Here is a 25,331-nt window from a genome sequence, read left to right on the forward strand (position 1 = left end):
TTTAGCTAAATATCAGGATCAAATTATATGTGAGGACATTGGTAAGAAGACCCCGAATCTAACGACTGAAGAGAGTATATGATTTGCCCTAAACTAGAAACAAAGCGCTCAAATGAGCGCTTTTTCTATGATTAATTTATTGTGAAATTTTAACGTGCATACTGTTAACGTTAAGATTTTCAGGTTAATATTGTATTAATTTGCACTTTGTTGTAACAAGTGAATCTATTTTTTTTTGATTTTTGAAGAAAACATAACTCATGAAAAAGTATTCGATTCATTTTCTAATTGCGTCTATAATTACAGGTGTTCTAGGTTTTGGCGGATTTAGTTTTACAGGTATAGAAATCTTCAGAATTCTCTTTATAGTTGCAATTGATTTTCTGATAATCTCTTTGTTAGCTAAAGTATTATTTTATAAAAGTAATAACCGAGTCAACGGTGCTACTATAGACTAATTGTTCGATTTAGCCGTATACATCGTAGCTGCATGTTTTTTTAAGGAAATTTGAATACTAAATAATAAAAGCAGAGCGACGAGTGTTAAGAATGCCATAGTTATCCAGGTGATTGTGTAGCCGAAATTTTCTATCAGTCGCATTCCTGAATTGTGTCCCAAAATGTGTGCAATAGAAAAAGACATAGAATACAGTCCCATGTATGCTCCTTGTTTTCCTAATTTTGAACGCTCCAAAGCAAAAGCATTGCCAAAAGGAAATGAAATCATTTCACCTAAGGTAGCTACTATCATTCCTATAACTAATACACCTGCCCACGGACTTATAAGCATTAGCAAAAAGCTGATTCCAGTGAGTGCAGATCCAATAATTACATGATTCAATTTTGAAATAGATGTTTTTTCCAGGTAAGCAATTAAAGGCATTTCCAAAACAAAAATCATCGCTCCATTCAGCGCTAACAGCAACCCTATTTTTTCTTCACTTAGCTTATGGATCTCCTTGTAATATAAAGGTACTGTAGAGAAATACTGAACAAAGATAAAACCAAAAATTGCCAGAGCGATTAAAAAAACTACATATACCCAGTCCAGATGTGCCGGGAGCGGATTTTGAACTACAATTTCTTTATCCATTTCTTTAGTTTTTTTTGGGTTCAACGTATAAATCATTAGAAATCCTGCCAGAATGCAAGTGATACCGTCAATCCAAAATAGTCCAAAATAGCCAATACTGGCAATTATGATTCCCCCAACCGCAGGTCCCATAGAAAAACCAAGGTTAATTGCTAATCTAATCAAAGTTAGCGATCGTGTTTTGTTTTCTGGTTTACTATAAGCGCTTAATGCGACAAAAAACGCCGGACGTGCGGTATCAGCGATAAGTATAAGAATGAAAAATCCAACACAGATACTCCAGAAGCTATGCAAATATTGAATAATAATAAAACTAATTCCGGTTAAAAAGAGGGAGCCTAAAATCACCTTAAAATATCCGATGATTTCGCTGAGTTTACCACCTAACCAAGCTCCTGCAAATGATCCCAGTCCATAACTTGTCATTATCCAGCCTACTTGTGATAAACTAAAATTCAAATCATCGGTAAGGTACAACGACAAAAATGGGATGACCATAGCGCCCGAACGATTAATTAATGTAATGAGCGCGAGCCACCAAATTTCGCGGGAAAGTCCGGAGAAAGATTGAGTATAATTTTTAAATAGTTGCTGCAAGATAATATACTTTAGAATCGAATAAAAAAAGGAATAAAATTAGTATAAAAAATATAATTTTTGATAATATTAACTCGTTATCTTTGAATGGTTTGTACTTTTGCAAAAAATTGAAAGGAAGTGAGAAGAATTATTTTGATTAGTATGGTATTTGTTTCAGTAATAGCGTCAGCGCAAGACTCTGTTAATATAAAACGAATCATATATTTTCAGAATGATTTGAACAAGAAATTTATTTCAGAAGAGACCAGTCCTTTGCTTGAAAAGGATTTATCAACTTTTGAGTCTTTAGATTTTTTTGAGATAAACACTGCGATGTGCATTAAGGCAAAATTTGTACGCACTCCTTATGAAACACCGTTTATAATGAAGACAAGTACAGAAAGTGAATCTGTATATGTCAAATTCGGGGAAGCGCATTTTCAAATAAATAAGACTCCTTATGTACTCAATATTTATCAAAATCAAGAATTAAAAACGCAACCAGAATTTGAAGACTATCTATTCTTACCGTTTACAGATTTGTCCAATGGATTAACAACATACTTTGGGGGCAGATATATTGACCTCAAAATTCCGGAAGGAAATACAATACTGATAGATTTTAATACCGCCTACAATCCTAATTGTGCCTACAACGAGCGGTATTCATGTCCTTTACCGCCAAAAGAAAATCATCTTGACTTAGAGATACTGGCAGGAGTAAAAATGAACGAGAAGCACCCGGTAGATAATTAAAAATAGGAACCTACAGGGTACTACTCGTAGAATTAAAATTTATAGATTGCCGCGATCAAAAATGAGCTGAGTGTGCTAGATGTCGTATAATTGCTATCAATGAATGTGTCTTCAGAATAATCCATGCGTAGTTCGGGTTTTAGTGCCAGATTTCCTATGGTATAGTTTCCGGTCAAAGTAATTGCGATAACCTCTCCATCACCATCATCGTCAAAAGCAATAGGGGAACTTATAGGAGTCCCTGTCACTTCTTCAAAAGTTACGAGATCATAGTTATACTGAGAAAAGTACTCTCCCCTGATTCCTATAGCAAAGCGATCGCTGGTGCTGTATTGAGAGTACAATGCTATACCATAAAAGCCACTGGATTCATCACTGGCATCAGTTCCTCTGGTTAGATATGTGGCGTTAAGTCCTGCGTATAATCGGTTGGTAAAGTCAAAACCTGTGGTCCAGTCTACTTGAAAAGTAGGGTCTACCGTTTGGGGTGCACCTTCATTTCCATATCTAAAATTTAAGTATGAAGAATATTTATCCAGACTATATCCAAGCTGTCCTCCCAAAATATAAGTGTCAAATGGGTTACTTTCTGTAAAATCTGTAGGATTTAACACTGCTAACATCAGAGACCATGAGGCGTTAAGTTTAAAATCTGCTTTTATTCCTGTGTGAGAGAAGGGTCCGTAAGAAAACATATATGAGGTTGAGTAATTGAAATTATCTTTGGGAGAGATCACCTCATACCCTAAAAATGTATTAAAGTTTCCTAAAGTGAATTTGATAGAATTGTTTAGGTTCCAATACACATACAGCTGATTAATTACTTGGGAACCATCTTCTGATAAGAAAACAGCTTCTTCGCCTCTGGGACCAATAACCAAGTCGGCCACGACTCCTGTATTTTTGTAGGTGTATTCTAAGTTTAAATTAAGCATGCCGAGAGCAAATCCATTCCTGTTTGCAAATGCTGTTCCCGGGACAACATATGAATCTTCAATTTGACGATTGGGGGAGTCAATACCATATCTGTAATAGGTGTCAATACTACCAGAATACGAAAAATTGGAGGCGTTGGTTTGATCGGGGGTGGTGACAACCTCTTGCGCAGTTATTTTTACTGCAAGAAGAAAAAGAATAGCGTAAAGGAATATTCCTGTTTTAATTGAAAAAGACGATGCTAAGTTTTTGGTCATAATAAGTTAATTTTAAGGTTAATTAACTTTAAAATTAAGTTTTTACAACAAGAACCCTATTTAATAAGGGGTGTGTAATGTTATTTTTATTAATATATAGATAAACACCCTATTTTTATAAAGGTTTAATATTTAAAACATCGAAATTTGATAAAATGAAATCGATTGTGTGCTTGCTCATACCAAAAAAGTATAGTAATTGTCTGATCTGAATAGTTGATATTGAAACAAATACCGAAGTATCTATGGTAAATCTTTAGAAGTAAGAACTTTGAAGGGTGGATTATCTTGTTAGATATATGCCAATAAAAACGGCAGCTATTGCTAATGTGATAGAGGTTGTGGTGTATAGTGCAAATGATAAAAAATCACCATTCTTAAGGAAATGTTGATTTTCGTAAGCGAACGTAGAAAATGTAGTAAATCCTCCGCAAAATCCTGTTGCTAACAATAAGGTAAGAGATGTATTTAATTCGCTGGTTTTTATTAGGACTCCTAGAATTATCCCAATACATAAACTTCCTCCTACATTTACTGCGAGCGTTCCTAGTGGAAAATCTAAGGAAGTGTTGTTAAGGAGTTTACTGATCCAGTAGCGTAAGATACTACCAACACCACCTCCAACAAAAATTAATAAAATATTTTTCATCAATGATATAAAAAAAAGCAGCAATATTTAGTTTGAAATATTGCTGCTTTAGAATTTATTTTACAGGAATATATATTTCTGTTATCCACTCTGCGGGATTTGGCTGTAGCTCTGGGTCAATTTTATATACTTCAAACGCCGGGCTTGGAGCGGTCTCCAAACTATTCTCGACAATATACGCACGTCCTGCGTCCCAAGCCTCTTTCAGGTTGGTATAATCTCCGGTTAAGGTTACTTTTACTGCTTTTTGACGCGGTAAGAAATCACATAGAATAGCGCTTTCTTTTGGAGTCACTACTTTGTCTCTGGTAGGTATTGCTGTAGAGAAAATTGCAGTTCCTTGTTCTTCGTTATATTCGTTATATAAGGTAAAGGGCATACCGGTTTGTGGGAGATTGTTTTGTCTCATATATGCTTTTACAGCAGGTAGCATCTGTGACATTTTTTGCGGAATTGCCGCTATGGATGATGCAGTAGCATTGTACATATAGAAACCACCCCCATGCTCAGTGATGCCATCAACGTTTACAGCGTACACCTTCATCTGTTTTTTCAAGTATTCATCAAGATTTTCCAATCCTTCGCGATACATAGGACGAAGCGTCGAAGAAACGGTGCTGTCCTGGGTGGCCCAAAAGGCTTTTTCCATAAAGGATTGTTCACCTTTCATTCCCCAGGTAACCTTGGTTTTATTTCCGGTAATTTTTTCAAACTTCCAATATACATCACTGGTACTTTCGCCCATGGGTGTTACAAACGTTATCGATTGATCAATACTTGTAAAAGGAGCTGTTTTAATTGTTTTCATGCTTCCATCTCCCTGAGACTCACTTTTCCAACTATAGGATGCGCCTTCGCCACTAGTCTGATCCGGATAACTCATAATAAAATCGTCAGAATTGTCCATCCATGGACCCCAATTCTCCCAGGTTTTATATTCGTTTATAGTGCTAAAAATAAGCTCATCCGGAGCTTCGATGACTTTGCTTTCTTCCACCTGAAAGTCTCCATCAATTGTTGCGATATAAATCACTCCACCAATGATAACAAGTAAAAGAAGGAAAAATAAATATTTAATAATCTTCATGATAGTTAGTTTACGTTGTTCAATCAGCTAATATAAGCAATTTTGTATTTGTAAGTTTTAACCTATTCCAAGAGTTTTTATAGTAGATTCCTTTCGTGAACTTGGGGAAGCTATACTTATATATTTAGCTATTTTAGGCAATGTTTTATTTCCTTACATTTGCTGGAAACAATTTAAAATTTATATGAAACTTAGTAAATTTATAATTTTATTAGCATTTATTGGATTAGCGATATCCTGTAAAAATGATTCAAAAGAGGTTAATAATTCGGGAAAAACAAGTGAAACTGTATCAGAGGACAAATTTGATTATGTCGTAGAGCAGTTTGCAGATCTTAAAATTCTAAGATACCAGATTCCGGGATGGGAAAATCTTAGTTTGAAAGAGCAGAAATTAGTGTATTACTTAACTCAAGCAGGATTGAGTGGTAGAGATATCATGTGGGATCAGAACTACCGTCATAATCTTACGATCAGAAAAGCGCTTGAAAATGTGTACACTACCTATGAGGGGGACAAAAGCACTGCGTCGTGGAATGCCTTTGAAACATACTTAAAACGTGTTTGGTTTTCTAATGGTATTCATCACCATTATAGTAATGATAAGATTAAGCCAGAATTCGACAGAGATTATTTGAGTACGCTCTTGGCAGCGACAAAAACCGAATTGCCAAAAGCTGCTTATGAAGTTATCTTCAATGATGAAGACAAGAAAAAAGTTAACCAAGCCAAAGGTGTTGATAATGTAGCAGCCTCTGCAGTTAATTTTTATGGGTCAGAGGTAACTAACGATGACGTGATTAATTTTTATGCTAAAAAGAAATCACCTAATCCAAGTAAGCCTTTATCCTTTGGTTTAAATTCGCAATTAGTCAAAGAAAATGGTGTTTTAAAAGAGCGTGTATATAAATCTGGAGGATTATACGGCGAAGCAATTGATGAAATTATCAAATGGTTGGAAAAAGCACAGACAGTAGCAGAAAATAAAGCGCAGGGAGATGCTATTGGCCTTCTAGTACAATATTACAAAACCGGAGATTTACAAACCTGGGATGATTATAATGTTTCATGGACAGCAGCTACCGAAGGAAATATTGACTATATCAATAGTTTTATTGAAGTGTATAATGATCCTTTAGGGTATCGTGGATCTTATGAAACCATTGTTCAAATCAAAGATTTTGATATGAGTGAAAAAATGGCAGTTTTGTCAGAAAATGCACAATGGTTCGAAGATAACGCTCCTTTGATGGAAGCACATAAAAAAGATAGTGTTGTTGGTGTAACATACAAGGTAGTGACGGTTGCTGGTGAGGCTGGAGATGCGTCTCCAAGTACGCCTATCGGAGTGAATTTACCAAATGCTAACTGGATTCGCGCAGCAGTGGGTTCTAAATCGGTTTCTTTAGGAAATATTATCAATGCATATAATAATGCAGGGAGCACAGGAAGACTTAAAGAATTTGTACATGATGAGGAAGAGTATGCGTTAGAAGAGCAATACGGTCAGGTAGCAGATAAGTTACACACAGCCTTACATGAAGTGATTGGTCATGCCTCGGGACAATTAAATCCGGGTATTGGGGAGACTAAAGAGACCTTAAAGAATTATGCTTCTACGATGGAAGAAGGAAGAGCAGATTTAGTTGGCTTATACTATTTAATGGATCCTAAATTACAAGAACTAGGTCTGGTTGATGATTGGGAAAAAGTTGGTAAAGCAGCTTATGACGGTTATATCAGAAATGGATTAATGACGCAATTGATACGCCTCAATGTAGGAGATGATGTTGAAGAAGCACATATGCGTAACCGACAGTGGGTGAGTGCCTGGGCTTTTGAAAAAGGAGAAAAAGAAGGAGTGATTGAAAAAGTTACACGTGATGGAAAAACGTATTTTGATATTAAAGATTATGCGAAACTTCGATCTATTTTTGGTGAATTACTTAAAGAAACTCAACGCATAAAATCTGAAGGAGATTACATTGCTGCTGAAGCGTTGGTTGAAGGTTACGGGGTAAAAGTTGATCAGGAAATTCATAAGGAAGTGCTGCAAAGAAATGAGCAATTTCAATCTGCACCGTACAGTGGATTCGTCAATCCGGTATTAGTTCCGGAGACCAATGATGCGGGAGAAATCACAGCGATTAAAGTAACCCAGCCCGATAATTTTGTCTCTCAAATGATAGACTACAGTAAACAATATAATTTTTTACCAGAAGTTAATTAACTACTTCTCATACAGTATGATTAAAAGGATGTTGTTTTGCAGCATCCTTTTTTAATTTTTAAGATAGACCTTTAGTGCAAACAGAATGGCAATAAAGCAGATAAAGCCGATCAGGATATAAAAACTGCCTTTATAGTATTTGCGATGCAGTCTAATATCTTTTCGATACGCAAAAATCATGATAACGATAAAAGCAATTACAAAACATACTGCAAATAGCAATTGACCCGAACTAAACATATTTTTCTATTTTTACACAAAGATAAAACTTACGATTTAGTTTCAGTTTAAAATAGGGAACACTTCGTTAAAAGATAATATATATGAAAAATAAAATAGCTGCTGTTCAGACCTTTCATACTGCATTTAAAATTGGATATCGGGAACAACCCAAAGCAAATTTAGGTCATGCAAAAAATCGATTGCGTTTTGAATTGATGAAAGAAGAAAACGAAGAATATCTGGAAGCCGCGCAAAATGATGATCTCGTAGAAGTTGCTGATGCCTTGGGTGATATGCTTTATATTTTATGCGGTACCATTATTGAGCATGGTATGCAACATAAAATTGAAGAAGTTTTTGATGAGATCCAGCGAAGTAATATGAGTAAGTTAGGGGAGGACGGACATCCGATCTATAGAGAAGATGGTAAGGTGCTCAAAGGACCCAATTATTTTAAACCTAATCTACAGCAGATTATGGATAAGTAGTATAAACAATAAAAAAATCCGTCGTAAACTTTGCTACGACGGATTTTTTATTAAAAAGTATTATTACAATTTAACTCTCCATCCGTAAGGATCTTCAGTCAAGTTATATTGAATGTCCATTAATGCTTTTTTGAGATGTGAAGCAAATGTTTTTTCTGGTCGTTTGATTTCGTAATGATTGCCTTTATAACCAAAAGCTTTAATCGGACTAATTACCGCCGCTGTTCCTGCACCAAACATTTCTTTTAAACTACCATCTTCTGCGGCTTTGACAATTTCGCTAACCTTGATGGGTCGTACTTCGGTTGCTATTCCTTCTTTTTCCGCAATTTTCAGTAAACTTTTACGTGTGATTCCGTCCAAGATGCGATCACTAATCGGTGCTGTTAAAAGCGTATCGTTAATTCTAAAGAAAATATTCATAGTACCTGCTTCCTCCATATACTCGTGCGTATCGGCATCGGTCCAGATCACTTGCTGATAGCCTTCTTTTTTAGCCAAATTTGTTGGATAGAATTGTGCCGCATAATTTCCTGCAGCTTTTGCATATCCAACGCCACCGTTAGCAGAACGACTATATTTTTCAGCAATAAGTACACTTACATCTCCTGCGTAATACGCTTGAGCGGGTGAGCAAATGATCATGAATTTATATTCATTAGCCTCTGCAGCAGATACACTAGCTTGCGTAGCTATTACAAACGGCCGAATATAAAGTGAATTTCCGGCTCCTGACTTAATCCACTTCTCATCAATCTTTAGTAACTGCTTAAGCCCTTCCATAAAATATTGTTCAGGAAAAGAAGGTATTGCTAAACGATTAGCTGATATATTGATCCTGTTGAAATTATCTTTCGGTCTAAATAAAAACACATCTCCCTTGTCATCTTTAAATGCTTTCATGCCTTCAAAAACAGCTTGTCCATAATGAAAAACACGTGCAGATGGATCTATAGTCAACGGACCGTAAGGTTTGATTTGAGGAGTTTGCCAGACACCATCCTTAAAATCGCACTCAAACATGTGATCTGTAAATGTTTTACCAAAACTAAGATTGTCAAAATCAACTTTATCTAACTTAGATGTTGCTATTGGTGTAATCTTAATTGAGTCTGTAATTGTATTTTCCATCAATTTAATTTTAAGGGTATAGAAAATAGAATATATGTTACCTACTTTTGTAGAGATCAGTAAACTGAAAATGTTCTTTAGCTATACATGTGATTGAGAACAAAAATACCGATTTTAAATAAATTGAGAATTTTTAAAATGCTTATTTTTAACAATTCACAAAATTATAATGAATTATGAAAAAAATGTATGTTTTTATTTCGTTTCTATCACTCGTATTAGGGTGTACATCTTTCCAAAAGGATAGCCAATCCGGGAAGGTTCAAGAATTAGATAAAGAAATGTATACCTCTTTTGGAGCTTCTTTGACCGACGCAACTATTTTGACAGCGTCAGACTTACATGATGTGTATAGCGATATGGTAGTAGGAGATACTATACAGCTCACACTTTCAAGTACAGTAAATTCAGTTTGTAAATCAAAAGGATGTTGGATGAAAGTGAACGTGAATGATTCAACCGAAGCAAGAGTGACCTTTAAAGATTACGGATTTTTTATGCCAAAGGATATAGAAAACGACACGATTATAGCACAAGGTAAAGCTTTTATAGCAGTTTCCTCTGTTGAGGATCAGAAGCACTTTGCAGAAGATGCCGGGAAATCAGAAGAAGAAATTTCGCAAATTACGCAACCTGAAATGACCTATTCTTTCATTGCAGACGGTGTATTGCTGAAGAATTAAGGGAACATACTTTGAAAAGAGAGATAATTAAAACCGCCGATGGATCGACAACCATTCAACTTATTGATTGGGATGAGCAGTATCACTCGCTACACGGAGCGGTTAACGAGGCATATCACGTATTTATTCAAACAGGTTTACACTATTACTTAGATAAAAACAAGGTTGGGACACTTAGTATTCTGGAAATCGGTTTTGGAACAGGACTCAACGCCTTTATAACAGCTTTAGAAGCAAAAAAATGCAGCATTGAGATACAGTATACAGGTGTCGAGGCATATCCGGTGCAAATAAATGAGGCTCTTGCAATGAACTATGTTGCACAAATTGATGGGGCTGCCGAGAGCTTATTTTCAGATTTGCATACAACTTCATGGGAAGAAGGGCATAAAATCTCAGATCATTTGACACTTTTAAAAAGAAAAATGTTTTTCTCTGAAATTGCTAGTAACAATGAATTTGATATTATCTATTTTGATGCTTTTGGGGCGCGGGTACAACCTGAGTTATGGACTGTGGAGATTTTTAAAAAAATGTTTAATGCCTTGAAGAGGAATGGTGTATTGGTGACATATTCAGCAAAGGGTAGTGTACGCAGGGCGATGCAGGAGGTTGGCTTTATAGTAGAGCGCCTACCCGGACCTCCCGGTAAAAGAGAGATGTTGCGCGCTACTAAACGATGATATATTAACATCATATATTTTTGGTAAGAGTTTCCCTTAAACCATTGTTAAACCTATAATAAAGACATTGTTTTTGCCAAAAAGGGATAGTAATTTCACACAAATAACAGTTTATGAAAGTTTTAATCACCGGAGCTACCGGTATGATAGGTCAAGAAGTTGTTAAATTATGTCATGAATCAAATTTTGTGGTACATTATTTAACGACCAGCAAAGATAAACTGGTAAATAAATCAAATTATAAAGGATTTTACTGGGATCCGCAAAAAAGTATTATTGATGAGGATTGTATCGATGGCGTTGAGGTCATAATTAATTTGGTTGGTGCTACCGTTGCAAAGCGATGGACAGAAAGTTATAAAGAAGAAATAATTGAAAGTAGAACACTATCGGCAAAATTACTTTTATATACTTTAAAACAAAAAACACATATTGTAAGACAAATTATATCTGCAAGTGCTATCGGAATTTATCCGGATTCACTGCAAAATTATTATGACGAAGAAACAGAAAAACGCGCCAAAGGTTTTTTAGGATCTGTTGTGCAACAGTGGGAGCAAGAAGTAAACCGATTTAAAACAATCGGGGTATCGGTGAGTATTTTACGTATTGGATTAGTTTTATCAGAAAAAGGAGGAGCCTATCCCAAAATGGCTCAGCCTATACAATATAACTTGGGAGCAGCTTTTGGCAGTGGCAAACAGTGGCAGAGCTGGATTCATTTAGATGATCTTTCACGTATGTTTATGCACGTACTGGAGCAAGAACTGAGCGGTGTTTATAATGCAGTAGCCCCCAATCCTGTATCAAATCAAAAATTGATACAAATTATTGCTAAAAAGCTGGATAAAAAGATAATACTTCCTAATATTCCAAAATTTATGATGCAATTGATATTAGGCCAAATGCATACTATTCTGTTCGAGAGTCAACGCGTGAGCTGTGAAAAAATATTGGAAACAGGTTTTAGTTACAATTTTGATAATATAGCGGTTGCAATTCAAGATATTGTAGCCAACGAGGCAGCGTAGTATCGTTGCAATCAGGAATTAAATGAAATAAAAATCCCAATGAAGTATCGCTTCATTGGGATTTTAAATTTTACGGTTGAAGGGAATGATTAAGCTTTCTTAGCTTTGATCATAACCTTTAATTTGATATCATCATTAACAAATTTATCGCCTAAATTTTCGAACACAGATTTCGAAGCGTAGTTTACGTTCCATTCTGTGCGATCAATTGTAAATTCTTCAGAAGTTAAACTCATCATATCTCCTTCCATCGAAGTAGTAGCAGGAAAAGAAATGTTTTTCTTAACGCCTTTAATGGTTAAATTGCCATCGATCATAGTCTTACCTTCTTTTTCAGAAATTCCGGTGATTTCAAAATTAGCAGTAGGGTACTGTGCTACATTGAAGAAATGGTCTTCTTTTCCTTCACCTTCACCTTTTAAGTGTCCCTCAAGACTTGCTTTATCGTCACCTTCAAGATCAGTAACTGTAATGGTCTTCATGTCAACAGTAAAAGAGCCACCTTCAATTTTGTCAGCGTTTACTTTTATCATACCATCACTAACAGCGATAGTTCCCGTATGCTCTCCAGTTGGTTTTGAACCTACCCATTCGATAGTGCTGGAAGCTGTATCAACAGTATATGTTGCGGCCTCCATAGGCGCTTCTTTTACAGCTTCAGCTGCCGCAGCATCGGTTTCATTTTTATTTTCACCTTTACAGGAAATAGCAGTAATTACAAGTGTTGCCGCAGCAAACATACTCATGACGTTAGTTTTCATAATGTAGTTAATTATAAGATTTAATTAACATCAAAATTATTTTATTCTAAACGGAATACTCATAAAGATATGCTAAAATATTACAATGACATTATGACATTAATTAAAAAATGGCAGTACTTTTGCACCTTGAAAAAGAAAACTTATTAAAAGTACGAGTTACATGAGTAAGAAAAACAAACAGTCGGAAGATGTTAAGGATCAAGATGAGCTTCTTGAAACGACAGTAGAAGAAACAGTAGAAGATACCCAAGCGGTTGATGAAGATAAAGAGACGCAGTACAAAGAGGAGTTAGAGAAAGAAAAGGATAAATTCTTACGTCTTTTTGCTGAGTTTGAAAATTATAAGAGAAGAACGTCCAAAGAACGTTTAGAGCTTTTCAAGACTGCAAGTCAGGATGTTTTGTCATCGATGTTGCCGGTTATGGATGATTTTGACCGTGCCATGAAGGAAATTGAAAAGTCCGAAGATGAGAACTTGAGTAAAGGAGTTGCATTAATTCATAATAAACTCAGAGAAACATTGGTTTCAAAAGGGTTGACAGAAATGAATGTTGCCGCGGGAGATACCTTTGATGCAGATGAGCACGAAGCCATTACTCAGATTCCGGCGCCAACAGCAGATCTCAAAGGTAAGATTGTGGATGTCGTGGAGAAAGGATATAAATTAGGAGACAGGATTATAAGATTTCCTAAAGTAGTCACCGGACAATAATAAGTATATGAAAGACGATTTTTATGATATCTTAGGCATCAGTAAAAATGCTACTGAAGCCGAAATCAAAAAAGCATATCGAAAAAAAGCAATAGAATTTCACCCGGATAAAAATCCAGGAGATAAAACTGCTGAAGAAAAATTTAAGAAAGCAGCTGAGGCTTATGAGGTTTTAAGTGATCCAAATAAGCGTCAACGTTACGATCAATACGGACACCAAGCTTTTGAAGGTGGTGGATTCGGCGGCGGCGGTGGCATGAACATGGATGATATTTTCAGCCAGTTTGGCGATATCTTCGGTGGCGGCGGTTTTGGCGGTTTCGGTGGTTTTGGCGGCGGTGGCGGTGGTCAACGTAGAGCCAAAGGTAGCAATCTGCGCATACGTGTAAAGTTGACGCTTGAAGAAGTAGCCAACGGTGTTGATAAGAAGATAAAGGTAAAACGTAAGGTTCAAGCCTCGGGGACCACTTACAAAACATGTGCTACCTGTAATGGTTCTGGTCAGATAACCAGAATTACCAATACGATTCTGGGAAGAATGCAAACAGCTTCTGTATGTACTACTTGTGGCGGATCAGGGCAAATGATCGACCAAAAGCCGGCTGATGCTGATGCTCAGGGATTAAAAGTAGCTGAAGAGACGGTAAGTATTAAAATACCTGCCGGAGTAGAAGAAGGTATGCAGCTCAAAGTATCTGGTAAAGGGAATGATGCACCGGGCAATGGAGTACCTGGAGATTTACTGGTCGCTATTGAAGTTGTAGAACACCCTTATTTGCAACGTGAAGGAGATAATTTACACTACGATTTATATGTAAGTTTTTCTGAAGCTGTTTTAGGGGCATCACGTGAGATAGACACGGTTACTGGTAAAGTACGAATCAAAATAGAAGAAGGTGTACAAAGTGGAAAGATCTTAAGATTGAGAGGCAAAGGTATCCCTAGTATTAATGGATATGGTAAGGGAGATCTTTTGGTTCACGTCAATGTATGGACGCCTAAGACAATTAATAAAGAACAGCGTGAGTTTTTTGAACGTATGTCACAAGACGATCATTTCAAGCCTAGTCCTGATAGCGGAGATAAATCTTTTTTTGAGAAAGTAAAAGACATGTTTTCTTAAACTGTAAATTGAACAGTTTGTAGGAATTACATACTTAATATTAACTTATGATTAAGAAAATTTCGTATATTTGAAACATCGCCATTTTTAATGGTGATAATTTTTCTTTTTCATAGCAATTTTTTTCCCATCCTAAATACCTAGTATTCAGGGTGGGTTTTGTTTTTAAGAGCATAAAGGTCTGGTAAGATTCATCAGGTGTCTATTTTTTAGATTTTGATAAAAAAGCTTCGGTTTGTAAGTAATAATAGTATTTTTATAACCTAATTCTCAATAAAGCATGTAGCCCAATTAAATAAGGATATATGTAGAGTCCGATATTCATCACTTATAATTAAAATTTTATGACTCAAGCTTTAGAGGCAAAACAGGTAAGTAAGCGTTTTGGGGAATTTACCGCGTTAGAAGAAATGTCCATACAAGTGCCTGCCGGTAGCATTTTTGGTCTTTTAGGTCCAAATGGTGCAGGTAAGACTACCTTAATTAGAATTATCAATCAAATAACATTGCCCGATAGTGGAGCTGTTTTTCTTAATGGGGAGCCTCTGCAACCTAAGCATGTTAAGGACATAGGATATTTGCCGGAAGAACGAGGGTTGTATAAATCTATGCGGGTGGGCGAGCAAGCCATGTATCTGGCTCAGCTCAAAGGACTCTCAAAAAAGGAAGCGAACCAACGCTTAAAATATTGGTTCGATAAATTCGAAATTACACATTGGTGGGATAAAAAAATTCAGGAGCTGTCAAAAGGAATGGCCCAAAAGGTTCAATTTATTGTTACCGTTCTCCATCAGCCTAAGTTATTAATATTTGATGAACCCTTTAGTGGTTTTGATCCAATTAATGCTAATGTAATTAAAGATGAAATTTTGCAATTACGAGATGAAGGAGCTACGGTCATTTTTTCAACACATCGTATGGAAAGTGTGGAAGAATTATGTGATCACATGGCACTATTGAACCGGTCAAAGAAAATTTTGGATGGTAAAGTTTCAGATATCAAAAAAGCATATAAATCCAATACCTTTGAAGTCGGTCTTCATAGTGATAATCAAGAAGCATTGGCTGGGGAGCTAGCTCAAAAATTTAAAGTAACGCCTGCATATTTCAAAACTATTGACGAGCAATTAAAACTTAACATAACACTGGACGCATCTGCTAATTCGAATGATTTACTGGGGTATTTGGCCTCAAAGTCAAGAATTGTACGGTTTAACGAAGTGATTCCAACGGTGAATGAAATATTTATAAAAACGATTTCCGAAAATGAATAATTTACCTTTAATAATAAAGAGAGAGTTTATCTCAAGAGTCCGTAATAAAACCTTTATTATTATGACTTTTCTAAGTCCACTCATATTAATAGGTATGATCGGAGTCATTTCTTGGTTAACCACGCTTAATAATGACGAAATTAGAGAGATCGCCTTGGTCGATGAAACCGGGAAGTTTATTCAGGATTTTAAAAATACCGAAAATGTTCGCTATTTAGATTACAGTAAGTTATCTCTTAATGATGCAAAAGATTCTGTAGTAATTAAAAAACTCTATGGATTACTTTATATACCATTAAAATCTACTAACGCAGAATTGTCAAAGGCAATTCAGTTTTACGCCGAAGATTCTCCTAATCTTTCTGTAATTAATCCAATAGAGGATTTAATCGCAACAAAACTTACGAATCAAAACTTTGAAGAGGAAGGGTTTGATTTGTCTACCATTGAAAATTCTAGAGCTAAAGTGAATATTCAAATAGAAAACTTTACGGGAGAGAAGACGTCTAAAATGTCGAACTACGTAAAAATGTTTTTTGGAGGTGCAGCCGGATATTTATTGTTTATGTTTATTATAATTTATGGTAATATGGTAATGCGATCGGTTATAGAGGAGAAATCGAATCGTATTATTGAGATCATCATATCATCAGTTAAACCCATGCAACTTATGATGGGTAAAATTCTGGGAACTTCTTTTGCCGGAATGCTACAGTTTTTAATATGGGTAATTCTAGGAGGTGTTTTATTACTTATCACTAGTTCTCTCTTTGAGGTAAGTCCGTCGCCGGTTGCCTCAGGAGCTGCGATAGATGCAGTGCAGTCGAACAGTAATGAAATCGGACTCTTACTGCAGGATATTCTTCGGTTACCACTTGTTTTCTTAGTCTGTTTATTCTTCGTTTATTTTATAGGCGGATATTTTTTGTATAGTTCTATTTATGCTGCCATAGGAGCTGCGGTGGATAGTGAGACAGATTCACAACAATTTATGTTACCCGTTTTAATACCTTTGATGTTAGGTATCTATGTTGGTTTTTTCTCTGTAATCGAGAACCCTCATGGTACGGTCTCTACCGTATTCTCGATGATACCACTAACATCACCAGTGGTAATGTTAATGAGAATCCCTTTTGGAGTACCATGGTATGAAATTGTGATTTCAGTACTAATTCTATTTGGAAGTGTTATTTTTATGACTTGGTTTGCCGGTCGCATATACCGCGTAGGTATTTTGATGTATGGTAAGAAAGCAAGCTACAAGGAGATATGGAAATGGTTAAAATATTAAAATGATTCAAGATAAAATAGCAGATCAGGTTGAAGAAGTAATTAAAGAAGATGTTTGGGGAACCATCAGGGAATTTTTGCTGTATGAGATTTTTCATTTTGGTGATGATAAGGATCCGATAGTTCTTACAGTTTGGTTATTACTTTTTGTAGTTTTTATATTTCTTACTACTTCGATTGTTTTAAAATTTATCAGTCGTGTTGCTACGCGCAAATTGCCTCACGAGAGCCGGGTAAAGTTTGTGTCGGTATTTTCATTTCTCAAATATTTTGTCAATGTCATTGTTCTGCTGGTAGCATTGGATAGTATTGGATTCAATATTACGGCTGTTTTTGCTGCTTCGGCGGCTTTGTTGGTCGGTGTAGGATTGGCGTTGCAAACACTTATTCAAGATATAATTTCAGGTATTTTTATTTTTGTAGATCAAACCGTGCATGTAGGAGATATTATTGAATTAGAAGGTAAAGTTGGGCGTGTTGAAGAAATAAAACTGCGTACTACACGAGCAGTCACCATAGATAATAAAGTATTAGTAATTCCTAATCATAAGTATCTCACCTCCACCTTATATAATTGGACCCAAAATGGTACGCTTACCAGAGAAGCTGTAGAGGTTGGAGTTGCTTACGGGAGCGATGTGAACCTGGTTAAGGATCTGTTAATAAAAGCAGCACTAAATAATAAAAATGTCTTAAAAAGCCCAGAACCTTTAGTGCTTTTTACGGAATTTGCAGATAGTTCGTTAAATTTCAAAATTATTTTCACGCTCAATGATAGCTTTACAAGTGCTATCCCGAAGAGTGAAATGCGATTTGAAATTGATCGTTTGTTCAGAGAACATAATGTTACGATACCGTTCCCTCAACGAGACGTTCATATGTTCAACCAAACGGTAACCAAAAACGAAATGAACTAATTTATGAAGAACACCCATTTGTACCCGAAATTTTTAACCTACATTTTTTTATTAGCCTTTTTTATATTTTTACCTAATTCAACATTGGCTCAAAGCACGGATTTGGCAAGGTTAGAATATGCCAACATTCCGCAAGCAAATAGTAAAAATTTGTATAGCCGCTTTAGGTTTTTAGCTAATATTCCCTTTAAATTAAACGATAAAGGGTCCTATCTTGTCGTTGGTACGCAGTATCGACTCAATACCCTTGATATTCAAGATGGAACTGAAGGTTTAGGAGGTTTTAATAAAAGTGGTCTGGATGATTTTCATACCATTGGTTTAGAGTTAGGATATACATTCAAAATGAGTAAAGCTTGGCGTTTTGGAGCAAAATTTGGTACGCGTCTTTCTTCAAATATAGAAAATAATCAGATAGAAGCTGATGATTTTAGATATACCATATCCTCTTATTTTATCAGGAGTAGAAAAGGTGAGGGAGTGAGTCAACCCTCTCGTCTTATTCTAGGATTTCAATTTACCTATCCGTCAAGTATAAACTTTCCGTTGCCTATAATCAACTATTATAAAAAGTTTCATCCAAACTGGTCCTATTCTTTAGGAACTCCCAAAACCAATATCAAACATATTATAAACGAAAAGAACACGGTGCAATTATTTGCCAGTTTAGATCGTTTTTATGGGAATATTCAACGCAATAGAAGTTTTATTGATAAGGATGGTGTAGCTCAAGTAGCAGAGAATGTATCGATGTTAGCTATTCTCGGAGCCGTTGGGTACGAACACTTTTTCACAAAACACATTCTTTTTTATGCGTATGGCGGATACACCTTAAGCAATGAGATCCGTTTCCGTAATGGAGATCAGGAGAATGTACTTACTATAAATGATGAAAATACGTTTTATCTTCGTAGTGGAATCAAATTAAAAATATAATGGCAAGAATTTTAGTAATAGAGGATGAGTCCGCAATTAGACGTGTCCTGCTCAAAATATTATCCGAAGAGAACGAAAATTATCAGGTTTTTGAAGCAGCCGATGGTTTAGCTGGAGTAGAAATGATCAAGAATGAAGATTTTGATCTTGTTCTGTGTGATATTAAAATGCCCAAAATGGATGGGGTTGAGGTTTTAGAAGCAGTTAAGAAAATAAAACCTGAGATTCCCATGGTAATGATTTCGGGACATGGAGATTTGGATACTGCTGTAAACACCATGCGTTTAGGAGCTTTTGATTACATCTCTAAACCCCCCGACCTCAATAGATTGCTTAACACCGTACGTAACGCACTGGATCGTAAAGAACTCGTAGTCGAAAATAAAATGCTGAAGAAAAAAGTGTCCAAAAATTATGAAATGATTGGAGACTCTAAGGCAATTTCTGATATTAAAAATATTATTGAGAAAGTAGCTGCGACAGATGCGCGTGTGCTAATCACCGGACCTAATGGAACAGGTAAAGAATTAGTTGCCCATTGGATTCATCAAAAAAGTGAACGTGTCAAGGGTCCGATGATCGAGGTGAATTGTGCGGCCATACCGGGAGAGTTGATAGAAAGCGAATTGTTTGGACATGTAAAGGGCGCCTTTACCTCGGCAAATAAGGATCGCGCCGGAAAATTTGAAGCCGCCAACGGAGGTACTATTTTCCTTGATGAAATCGGGGATATGAGTTTATCGGCTCAAGCCAAAGTATTACGTGCGTTACAAGAGAATAAAATTCAGCGAGTTGGGAGCGATAAGGATATTAAAGTAGATGTTAGAATTATAGCAGCGACAAACAAGGATCTCAAAAAAGAGATAGAAAACAATAAATTCAGAGAAGATTTATACCATCGTCTGGCAGTAATTTTAATTAAAGTTCCCGCGCTTAATGATCGCAGAGAAGATATCCCGTTATTGGTAGCATATTTTGCAAAAAAGATTGCTGAGCAGCAAGGCATGTCATTAAAAACCTTTTCTCCTAAAGCAATCAAGCAATTACAGCAATATGATTGGACAGGTAATATTCGGGAATTGCGTAATGTGGTGGAACGATTGATCATACTGGGCGGCAATGAGATCAGCGAAGATGATGTAAAATTATTTGCAGCTAAATAATAAAATAGTACAATCTTTAAAAGCGAACAATGAATATGAGCAGCCCCAAACAGCTCTGTTTACTCTTGTTATTTATCGTTAGCATCAGTGCTATACAGGGTCAATATGAGCCCAACAGTCTCAACTTTGGAGTCGCCATTAATAAGAACTTTGGTCTTGCTAGCGAACTAGGAATCGGTGTCCGTGTTGAGTATGCTCCCAATTGTTTTACAACATACATGGGAGAATTTAACAGACAGATTTTAATCAACCCTGATGAAGAGGAACGACGTACCGGATACAATGAAGTAGCAGTTGGTGTCAACCTAATTCTTTTCAATTGGTATCCTACGACGATTACCGCCGGGATCGGTTATGTAGGTAACGATGAACCCGGGTTGGATGAACGTTTGGATAAGGCTTTTTTAGTGATACAAAGCGGTAATTTTAATCACGGTGCACAGATAAAATTAAGAGCACTGTATCAACTTACCATTCCCATACATATCTATGCAGAATTAAATATTAAAAGCTTAGGAAGACGCTATGACACCTTTGTGATTGGTTTTAACTATGACTTCGCTGCCCGTTAGTAAACTTTCTATTGTGCCAAGTCTTAATTTTTTGTTGGGTTAAAACTTTAGTATCTTCGAGAACTTATTCTGCACCGATATGAAAAAAATCACACCATCAGACTTTCAGGTAACACAACCTATTAAAATTACAAAAGTAGCTACTACGTATGATCTTGATGCGGGCGAAAAGAAAATAGAAAAAGAACTCGAAGAGGTTCGTGAAAAACTAGGTGAACTACAGGATACATTATATGCCCATGATAAATATGCGGTATTGGTATGTTTGCAGGGAATGGATACATCTGGAAAAGATAGTTTGATTCGTGAGGTCTTCAAAGATTTTAACAGTCGGGGAGTCGTTGTACACAGCTTTAAAGTCCCTACTGAGCTTGAACGCAGTCATGATTATTTATGGAGACATTATATTGCTTTGCCACAACGCGGTAAATTTGGCGTCTTTAATCGCACACACTATGAAAATGTTTTGGTAACCAGAGTACATCCCGAATATATTTTAGGAGAAAATTTGCCGAATGTTACGAGTGTAGCAGCGATTGATGAAGATTTTTGGGAGGCTCGTTTCGAACAAATTCGCAATTTTGAAAAACATTTGGCTGATAATGGAACTATTATATTTAAATTCTTTTTGCATTTGTCAAAAGAAGAGCAAAAGAATCGATTGTTACGCCGATTAGAGAAAAAAGAGAAAAATTGGAAGTTCTCTCCCGGGGACCTTAAAGAAAGAGCACTTTGGGATGCATATCAGGATTGTTATGAGGATGCAATCAACAGAACATCAAAATCCCATGCACCTTGGTTTGTCATTCCGGCAGATGATAAACCGACGGCCCGGTATATTGTCGCAAAGACTATGTTAGATACTTTACAAACGTATACAGATATTGAAGAGCCCGAATTAGATAAAGAAACGCAAGAAAATATTGAATTGTATAAAGAACAGCTTCGTAAGGAGTAGTTTGAACAACTAATCACATATACCCAAATTTATGTTTATAAGAAGAATTATTATCTGCTTTTGTTTGGTAGCTACTGCACAAATTAACGCACAGTCAACAGTAAGCAAAGAAGATAAAGCTCAATTAAAAAAGATATACGATACTGCTCTTTTAGAAGGTAATAGTTACCAGTGGCTAGACCATCTGTCTAACCAAATCGGAGCGCGATTATCGGGCTCTCTCAATGCACAAAAAGCTGTAGAGTGGGGGAAAGCAGAATTAGAAAAACTCGGACTGGATAAAGTTTGGTTACAGCCGGTCATGGTGCCAAAATGGACAAGAGGGGTAACAGAGTTTGCTTATATCGAGACCGAACCGGGTAAATCCACGAATGTACCCATTTGTGCTTTAGGCGGTTCTGTGCCAACACCAATAGGCGGTCTTAAAGCTCCTTTAATCGAAATAAAAAGTCTCGAGGTTCTTGAAAAATTAGGAAGAAAAGCGATCGAAGGAAAAATTGTTTTTTATAACCGTCCCATGCAAGCTGATTTGATCAATACATTCGAAGCGTACGGTGGTTGTGTGGATCAACGGTATGCCGGTGCAGCCGCAGCTGCAAAGTATGGAGCAGTGGGTGTGTTGGTTCGTTCGTTAACTTTACGATCCGATGACTTACCACATACAGGTGCTATGAGCTACGGAGATTTAAAAGATTCCGAAAAAATCCCGGCAGCAGCAATAAGTACTAACGGTGCCGATTTGCTTAGCTCTATGTTGAAACTTAATCCGAACATTAAATTTCATATAAACATGAATTGCCGTACTTGGGAAGATGTAGAATCCTTTAATGTGATCGGCGAAATTAAAGGAAGCGAATTTCCCGATAAACACATGGTAGTTGGAGGCCATTTAGATTCCTGGGACCTGGGTGATGGGTCACATGATGATGGTGCGGGAATCGTGCAATCTATGGAGGTGCTGCGTTTGTTTAAAAAAATTGGGTATCAACCAAAACATTCTATTCGGATTGTTATGTTTATGAATGAGGAGAATGGTTTACGTGGAGGTAAAAAATATGCAAAAATAGCTGCTCAAAAGAATGAAGATCATGTGTTCGCTTTAGAAAGCGATTCAGGGGGATTTACGCCCAGAGGATTTTCTTTTGATTGTACAGATGCTGCTTTTAATAAAGTGCTATCCTGGAAACCGTTGTTTGAACCCTATTTAATTCATTATTTTGTAAAAGGCGGTAGTGGAGCGGATATAGGACCGCTGAAAAAAGACTCCAATGTATTGGCCGGTTTAAGACCCGATTCTCAGCGTTATTTTGATTATCATCATGCAAAAAATGATACGTTTGATGCAGTTAACAAGCGAGAACTGGAACTGGGGGCTGCTACCATGACAAGTTTAGTGTACCTGTTTGATAAATATGGTATCGAATAAAATTGGCGGGAGACGGTAACGTCTATGTTAGCTTTTTCTTTACGATAGTTTCAGCCCACGCAATAGCTTCGTCAACCGAGGAGAAGTATCCATAAGAATTATCGAACCAGCCCTGTTCTTTTTTTGCTTCTTCCAGAGTTTGTTTGTTGTTGGAAACAAAAGCAAATCCTAACATTCGTTTTGGGTCTACTAATCTATAGGCACCTTCTTCAACATCTATCTCATAATTACGCTGAGAAATAAATACATATTTTTTTCTGCCATAATGCTTTGCGATATCCGCAAGCAGCTGTTTGCTGTTCTCGACGGTGAATCGTTTTACGTCGTTCATATGATACACTAAATAGTTTTCAAAAAACTCTAGCGACCCAAAGGAATATTCAATCTTAGCACCCATTAGTTACATTGTAATTCGATTGTAAAAGTACTGGTTTTTACAGATTTTCGGTAAGTAGTTTAACTTGATTTTATTTTAAATAAAACGTCAATGACAATTTAATGCGCCATCGCAGAAAACAATTAAAATAATACAAGACAGGATACCAATGATAATATTGAGTATCGGTAGACTAATAGCAATTTTAGAAAGTACATACCTTTTGTAATGGTGTAGCATCCAACCACCTGGAATTGCAAATAATACGATCAAAGGAAAACTTATAACAGCTACAAATAGTGTTACCGTGCTCATATTTTCATCAGATCCCGGACTGTCAAATAGCATTGGTGACATCATTGCCATTGGCAAAGAGGCAAAAGCGAGTAATGTTAAAAGAATAGTGCATACCACCAAGTAAATATTTGAAACTTCTTTGTTTTTTATCGCTGTCGCCACAAAATGTATTTTAAGATTACGCTTTAAAAATAAGTAAAAAAAGTCATTTTAAAATTTTAGTTTAGCGGGAAGTAATACCTTTACGCCTTCAATAGTTTATATGCTTACACAATACACCAAAGAATTTCGTTACAATCTCAAATTGGCTGCTCCCGTAATGCTGGGGATGTTAGGACATACTTTTGTAGGTCTTATTGATAACATTATGGTGGGGCAATTAGGGACCGCCCAATTAGCTGCAGTTTCCTTGGGTAATAGTTTTATGTTTATCGCGATGTCACTGGGGATAGGTTTCTCCACAGCTATCACCCCTTTGGTGGCAGAAGCAGATGGTGAAGGCAACTTTAATTCAGGTAAGTCTGCACTCAAACATGGATTGTTTTTGTGTACTGTATTGAGCATCATTTTATTTTTAATAATTCTTGCAGCAAAGCCAATAATGTATTTGATGAAGCAGCCTGTAGAAGTGGTGGAGCTTGCGATACCTTATCTGGATTTAGTTGCATTTTCTTTAATTCCGTTGATTGTTTTTCAGGCGTTTAAGCAATTTTCTGATGGACTTTCTATGACCAAATACCCGATGTACGCAACCTTGATTGCCAACGTGGTCAATATTGTATTAAATTATGTGTTGATTTTCGGTAAGTTTGGATTTCCTCAAATGGGAATTGTCGGTGCTGCCATTGGTACGTTGATCTCACGTTTTGTAATGGTTGCTTTCTTATGGATTTTACTACGCGCGAAAGCTAAATCAAAAGCATATGTTACAGCAATCAAACTATTTGTGCTTGACAGCAAAATGTTGCGTAAAATTATTTATTTAGGCTTCCCTTCGGCTTTGCAAATGTTTTTTGAAGTAGGGATTTTTACTGCTGCTATCTGGTTGTCAGGGATATTAGGTAAAAACCCGCAAGCGGCAAATCAAATCGCATTAAACCTGGCGTCCATGACTTTTATGGTGGCTACCGGACTTAGCGTAGCTGCAATGGTACGGGTAGGTAATCAAAAAGGATTGCATCAATATCGTGAACTCAAACGCATTGCCTTATCCATTTTACTGCTCACTTTTATCATAGAAGTGATTTTTGCTATTTTCTTTGTAGCATTTAATACACTCCTACCGCAAATGTATCTCGACGTTAATGACGTGGCAAATTTGGTAGATAATAATGAAGTAATATTGATAGCTTCAGAGCTGTTGTTGATTGCTGCTTTGTTTCAAATTTCAGACGGTATACAAGTGGTTGTACTTGGTGCATTGCGAGGTCTGCAAGATGTTGTAATACCTACAATAATCACATTTATAGCTTATTGGATTGTAGGTTTTCCTGTGAGTTATTACCTTGGATTATATACGGAGTATGCAAATTCAGGTATATGGTTAGGGCTCTTAGCGGGACTAACCGTTTCTGCAATTTTATTATATATCCGTTTTAAAATATTAAGTGATCGTATGATAGCTACAGGCAGTGTTTTGGATAAATAACATTTTCATACTTACAATTTAAATTACTGTAAATTAATATTTTACTATAA

Annotated in this window: 26 protein-coding genes; 18 read left to right on the plus strand and 8 right to left on the minus strand. The window is 36.3% G+C overall.

Features of this window, described 5'->3' with window-relative positions:
• Nucleotides 1-260 precede the first annotated feature (260 nt).
• A complete protein-coding gene (locus ACJRPK_RS09700) occupies nt 261-458 on the plus strand; it encodes a DUF1328 domain-containing protein (protein ID WP_407139713.1) in 198 nt (65 codons plus the stop codon).
• Here ACJRPK_RS09700 and ACJRPK_RS09705 read toward each other — a convergent pair.
• The gene (locus tag ACJRPK_RS09705; protein WP_407139714.1) at nt 455-1,690 is read right to left on the minus strand and encodes an MDR family MFS transporter; all 1,236 of its coding nucleotides are present in this window, start codon (nt 1,688-1,690) and stop codon (nt 455-457) included. The genes ACJRPK_RS09700 and ACJRPK_RS09705 overlap by 4 nt on opposite strands.
• Nucleotides 1,691-1,810: 120 nt before the next feature.
• Here ACJRPK_RS09705 and ACJRPK_RS09710 point away from each other — a divergent pair, with 120 nt between their 5' ends.
• Entirely contained in the window at nt 1,811-2,428 is a 618-nt protein-coding gene (locus tag ACJRPK_RS09710) for a DUF1684 domain-containing protein (RefSeq protein WP_407139715.1), read from the plus strand.
• A 32-nt stretch (nt 2,429-2,460) separates the two neighbouring features.
• Here the strand turns inward: ACJRPK_RS09710 and ACJRPK_RS09715 are convergent, their stop codons facing one another.
• The 3 genes from ACJRPK_RS09715 to ACJRPK_RS09725 all read right to left on the minus strand — a co-directional run bounded on the left by ACJRPK_RS09715 (nt 2,461) and on the right by ACJRPK_RS09725 (nt 5,357).
• On the minus strand, nt 2,461-3,621 hold the full coding sequence (locus ACJRPK_RS09715) for an outer membrane beta-barrel protein (RefSeq protein WP_407139716.1): 1,161 nt from the start codon (nt 3,619-3,621) through the stop codon (nt 2,461-2,463).
• Between the two features lie 283 nt (nt 3,622-3,904).
• Complete coding sequence (crcB, locus tag ACJRPK_RS09720) at nt 3,905-4,270, minus strand: fluoride efflux transporter CrcB (protein ID WP_407139717.1); 366 nt, start codon at nt 4,268-4,270, stop codon at nt 3,905-3,907.
• Nucleotides 4,271-4,325: 55 nt separating this feature from the next.
• Nucleotides 4,326-5,357, minus strand: coding sequence for an SRPBCC family protein (locus tag ACJRPK_RS09725; RefSeq protein ID WP_407139718.1), 1,032 nt, complete (start codon nt 5,355-5,357; stop codon nt 4,326-4,328).
• A gap of 184 nt (nt 5,358-5,541) precedes the next feature.
• Between ACJRPK_RS09725 and ACJRPK_RS09730 the strand changes: the two genes are divergently transcribed.
• Both ACJRPK_RS09730 and ACJRPK_RS09735 read left to right on the plus strand, forming a co-directional pair.
• Complete coding sequence (locus ACJRPK_RS09730) at nt 5,542-7,587, plus strand: dipeptidyl-peptidase 3 family protein (RefSeq protein WP_407139719.1); 2,046 nt, start codon at nt 5,542-5,544, stop codon at nt 7,585-7,587.
• A 323-nt stretch (nt 7,588-7,910) separates the two neighbouring features.
• Nucleotides 7,911-8,297 (plus strand): nucleoside triphosphate pyrophosphohydrolase family protein, encoded by a 387-nt coding sequence (locus ACJRPK_RS09735; RefSeq protein WP_148783613.1) that lies wholly within the window; start codon nt 7,911-7,913, stop codon nt 8,295-8,297.
• 63 nt (nt 8,298-8,360) lie between these two features.
• Here the strand turns inward: ACJRPK_RS09735 and ACJRPK_RS09740 are convergent, their stop codons facing one another.
• Nucleotides 8,361-9,428, minus strand: a complete 1,068-nt coding sequence (locus tag ACJRPK_RS09740; protein ID WP_407139720.1) for a branched-chain amino acid aminotransferase — start codon at nt 9,426-9,428, stop codon at nt 8,361-8,363.
• Nucleotides 9,429-9,604: 176 nt separating this feature from the next.
• Between ACJRPK_RS09740 and ACJRPK_RS09745 the strand changes: the two genes are divergently transcribed.
• The 3 genes from ACJRPK_RS09745 (at nt 9,605) to ACJRPK_RS09755 (ending at nt 11,825) form a co-directional block, all read left to right on the plus strand.
• On the plus strand, nt 9,605-10,111 hold the full coding sequence (locus ACJRPK_RS09745; RefSeq protein ID WP_407139721.1) for a DUF4920 domain-containing protein: 507 nt from the start codon (nt 9,605-9,607) through the stop codon (nt 10,109-10,111).
• 11 nt (nt 10,112-10,122) lie between these two features.
• Nucleotides 10,123-10,794 carry a tRNA (5-methylaminomethyl-2-thiouridine)(34)-methyltransferase MnmD gene (gene mnmD, locus ACJRPK_RS09750; protein WP_407139722.1) on the plus strand — a complete coding sequence of 224 codons (672 nt, stop codon included), beginning with the start codon at nt 10,123-10,125 and terminating at the stop codon, nt 10,792-10,794.
• Nucleotides 10,795-10,907: 113 nt separating this feature from the next.
• Complete coding sequence (locus ACJRPK_RS09755) at nt 10,908-11,825, plus strand: TIGR01777 family oxidoreductase (protein ID WP_407139723.1); 918 nt, start codon at nt 10,908-10,910, stop codon at nt 11,823-11,825.
• Between the two features lie 89 nt (nt 11,826-11,914).
• Here the strand turns inward: ACJRPK_RS09755 and ACJRPK_RS09760 are convergent, their stop codons facing one another.
• Nucleotides 11,915-12,586 carry a YceI family protein gene (locus ACJRPK_RS09760; RefSeq protein ID WP_407139724.1) on the minus strand — a complete coding sequence of 224 codons (672 nt, stop codon included), beginning with the start codon at nt 12,584-12,586 and terminating at the stop codon, nt 11,915-11,917.
• Between the two features lie 163 nt (nt 12,587-12,749).
• Between ACJRPK_RS09760 and ACJRPK_RS09765 the strand changes: the two genes are divergently transcribed.
• From ACJRPK_RS09765 to ACJRPK_RS09810, 10 genes are all read left to right on the plus strand, one after another.
• Complete coding sequence (locus tag ACJRPK_RS09765) at nt 12,750-13,301, plus strand: nucleotide exchange factor GrpE (RefSeq protein ID WP_407139725.1); 552 nt, start codon at nt 12,750-12,752, stop codon at nt 13,299-13,301.
• A gap of 7 nt (nt 13,302-13,308) precedes the next feature.
• Nucleotides 13,309-14,424 (plus strand): molecular chaperone DnaJ, encoded by a 1,116-nt coding sequence (gene dnaJ / locus ACJRPK_RS09770; protein WP_407139726.1) that lies wholly within the window; start codon nt 13,309-13,311, stop codon nt 14,422-14,424.
• A gap of 344 nt (nt 14,425-14,768) precedes the next feature.
• On the plus strand, nt 14,769-15,698 hold the full coding sequence (locus tag ACJRPK_RS09775; RefSeq protein WP_407139727.1) for an ABC transporter ATP-binding protein: 930 nt from the start codon (nt 14,769-14,771) through the stop codon (nt 15,696-15,698).
• Nucleotides 15,691-16,989, plus strand: a complete 1,299-nt coding sequence (locus ACJRPK_RS09780) for an ABC transporter permease (RefSeq protein WP_407139728.1) — start codon at nt 15,691-15,693, stop codon at nt 16,987-16,989. The genes ACJRPK_RS09775 and ACJRPK_RS09780 overlap by 8 nt, the downstream gene beginning before the upstream one ends.
• Before the next feature lie 4 nt (nt 16,990-16,993).
• Nucleotides 16,994-17,905, plus strand: coding sequence for a mechanosensitive ion channel family protein (locus ACJRPK_RS09785; RefSeq protein ID WP_407139883.1), 912 nt, complete (start codon nt 16,994-16,996; stop codon nt 17,903-17,905).
• Nucleotides 17,906-18,007: 102 nt separating this feature from the next.
• A complete protein-coding gene (locus ACJRPK_RS09790; protein WP_407139729.1) occupies nt 18,008-18,841 on the plus strand; it encodes a hypothetical protein in 834 nt (277 codons plus the stop codon).
• The gene (locus ACJRPK_RS09795) at nt 18,841-20,004 is read left to right on the plus strand and encodes a sigma-54-dependent transcriptional regulator (protein WP_407139730.1); all 1,164 of its coding nucleotides are present in this window, start codon (nt 18,841-18,843) and stop codon (nt 20,002-20,004) included. The genes ACJRPK_RS09790 and ACJRPK_RS09795 overlap by 1 nt, the downstream gene beginning before the upstream one ends.
• A 35-nt stretch (nt 20,005-20,039) precedes the next feature.
• A complete protein-coding gene (locus tag ACJRPK_RS09800) occupies nt 20,040-20,576 on the plus strand; it encodes a hypothetical protein (protein WP_407139731.1) in 537 nt (178 codons plus the stop codon).
• 79 nt (nt 20,577-20,655) lie between these two features.
• Nucleotides 20,656-21,534 (plus strand): PPK2 family polyphosphate kinase, encoded by an 879-nt coding sequence (locus tag ACJRPK_RS09805; protein ID WP_407139732.1) that lies wholly within the window; start codon nt 20,656-20,658, stop codon nt 21,532-21,534.
• Nucleotides 21,535-21,565: 31 nt separating this feature from the next.
• Nucleotides 21,566-22,960: a M20/M25/M40 family metallo-hydrolase gene (locus tag ACJRPK_RS09810; RefSeq protein ID WP_407139733.1), complete on the plus strand. Its 1,395-nt coding sequence runs from the start codon at nt 21,566-21,568 to the stop codon at nt 22,958-22,960.
• Nucleotides 22,961-22,982: 22 nt separating this feature from the next.
• Here ACJRPK_RS09810 and ACJRPK_RS09815 read toward each other — a convergent pair whose 3' ends face one another.
• Complete coding sequence (locus tag ACJRPK_RS09815; RefSeq protein ID WP_407139734.1) at nt 22,983-23,291, minus strand: hypothetical protein; 309 nt, start codon at nt 23,289-23,291, stop codon at nt 22,983-22,985.
• Nucleotides 23,292-23,444: 153 nt separating this feature from the next.
• Entirely contained in the window at nt 23,445-23,795 is a 351-nt protein-coding gene (locus ACJRPK_RS09820) for a hypothetical protein (protein ID WP_407139735.1), read from the minus strand.
• A 100-nt stretch (nt 23,796-23,895) separates the two neighbouring features.
• Between ACJRPK_RS09820 and ACJRPK_RS09825 the strand changes: the two genes are divergently transcribed.
• Entirely contained in the window at nt 23,896-25,281 is a 1,386-nt protein-coding gene (locus tag ACJRPK_RS09825; RefSeq protein WP_148783598.1) for an MATE family efflux transporter, read from the plus strand.
• Nucleotides 25,282-25,331 lie beyond the last annotated feature (50 nt).

The organism is Aquimarina sp. 2-A2, assembly GCF_045505135.1.
Classification (GTDB): Bacteria; Bacteroidota; Bacteroidia; order Flavobacteriales; family Flavobacteriaceae; genus Aquimarina; species Aquimarina intermedia.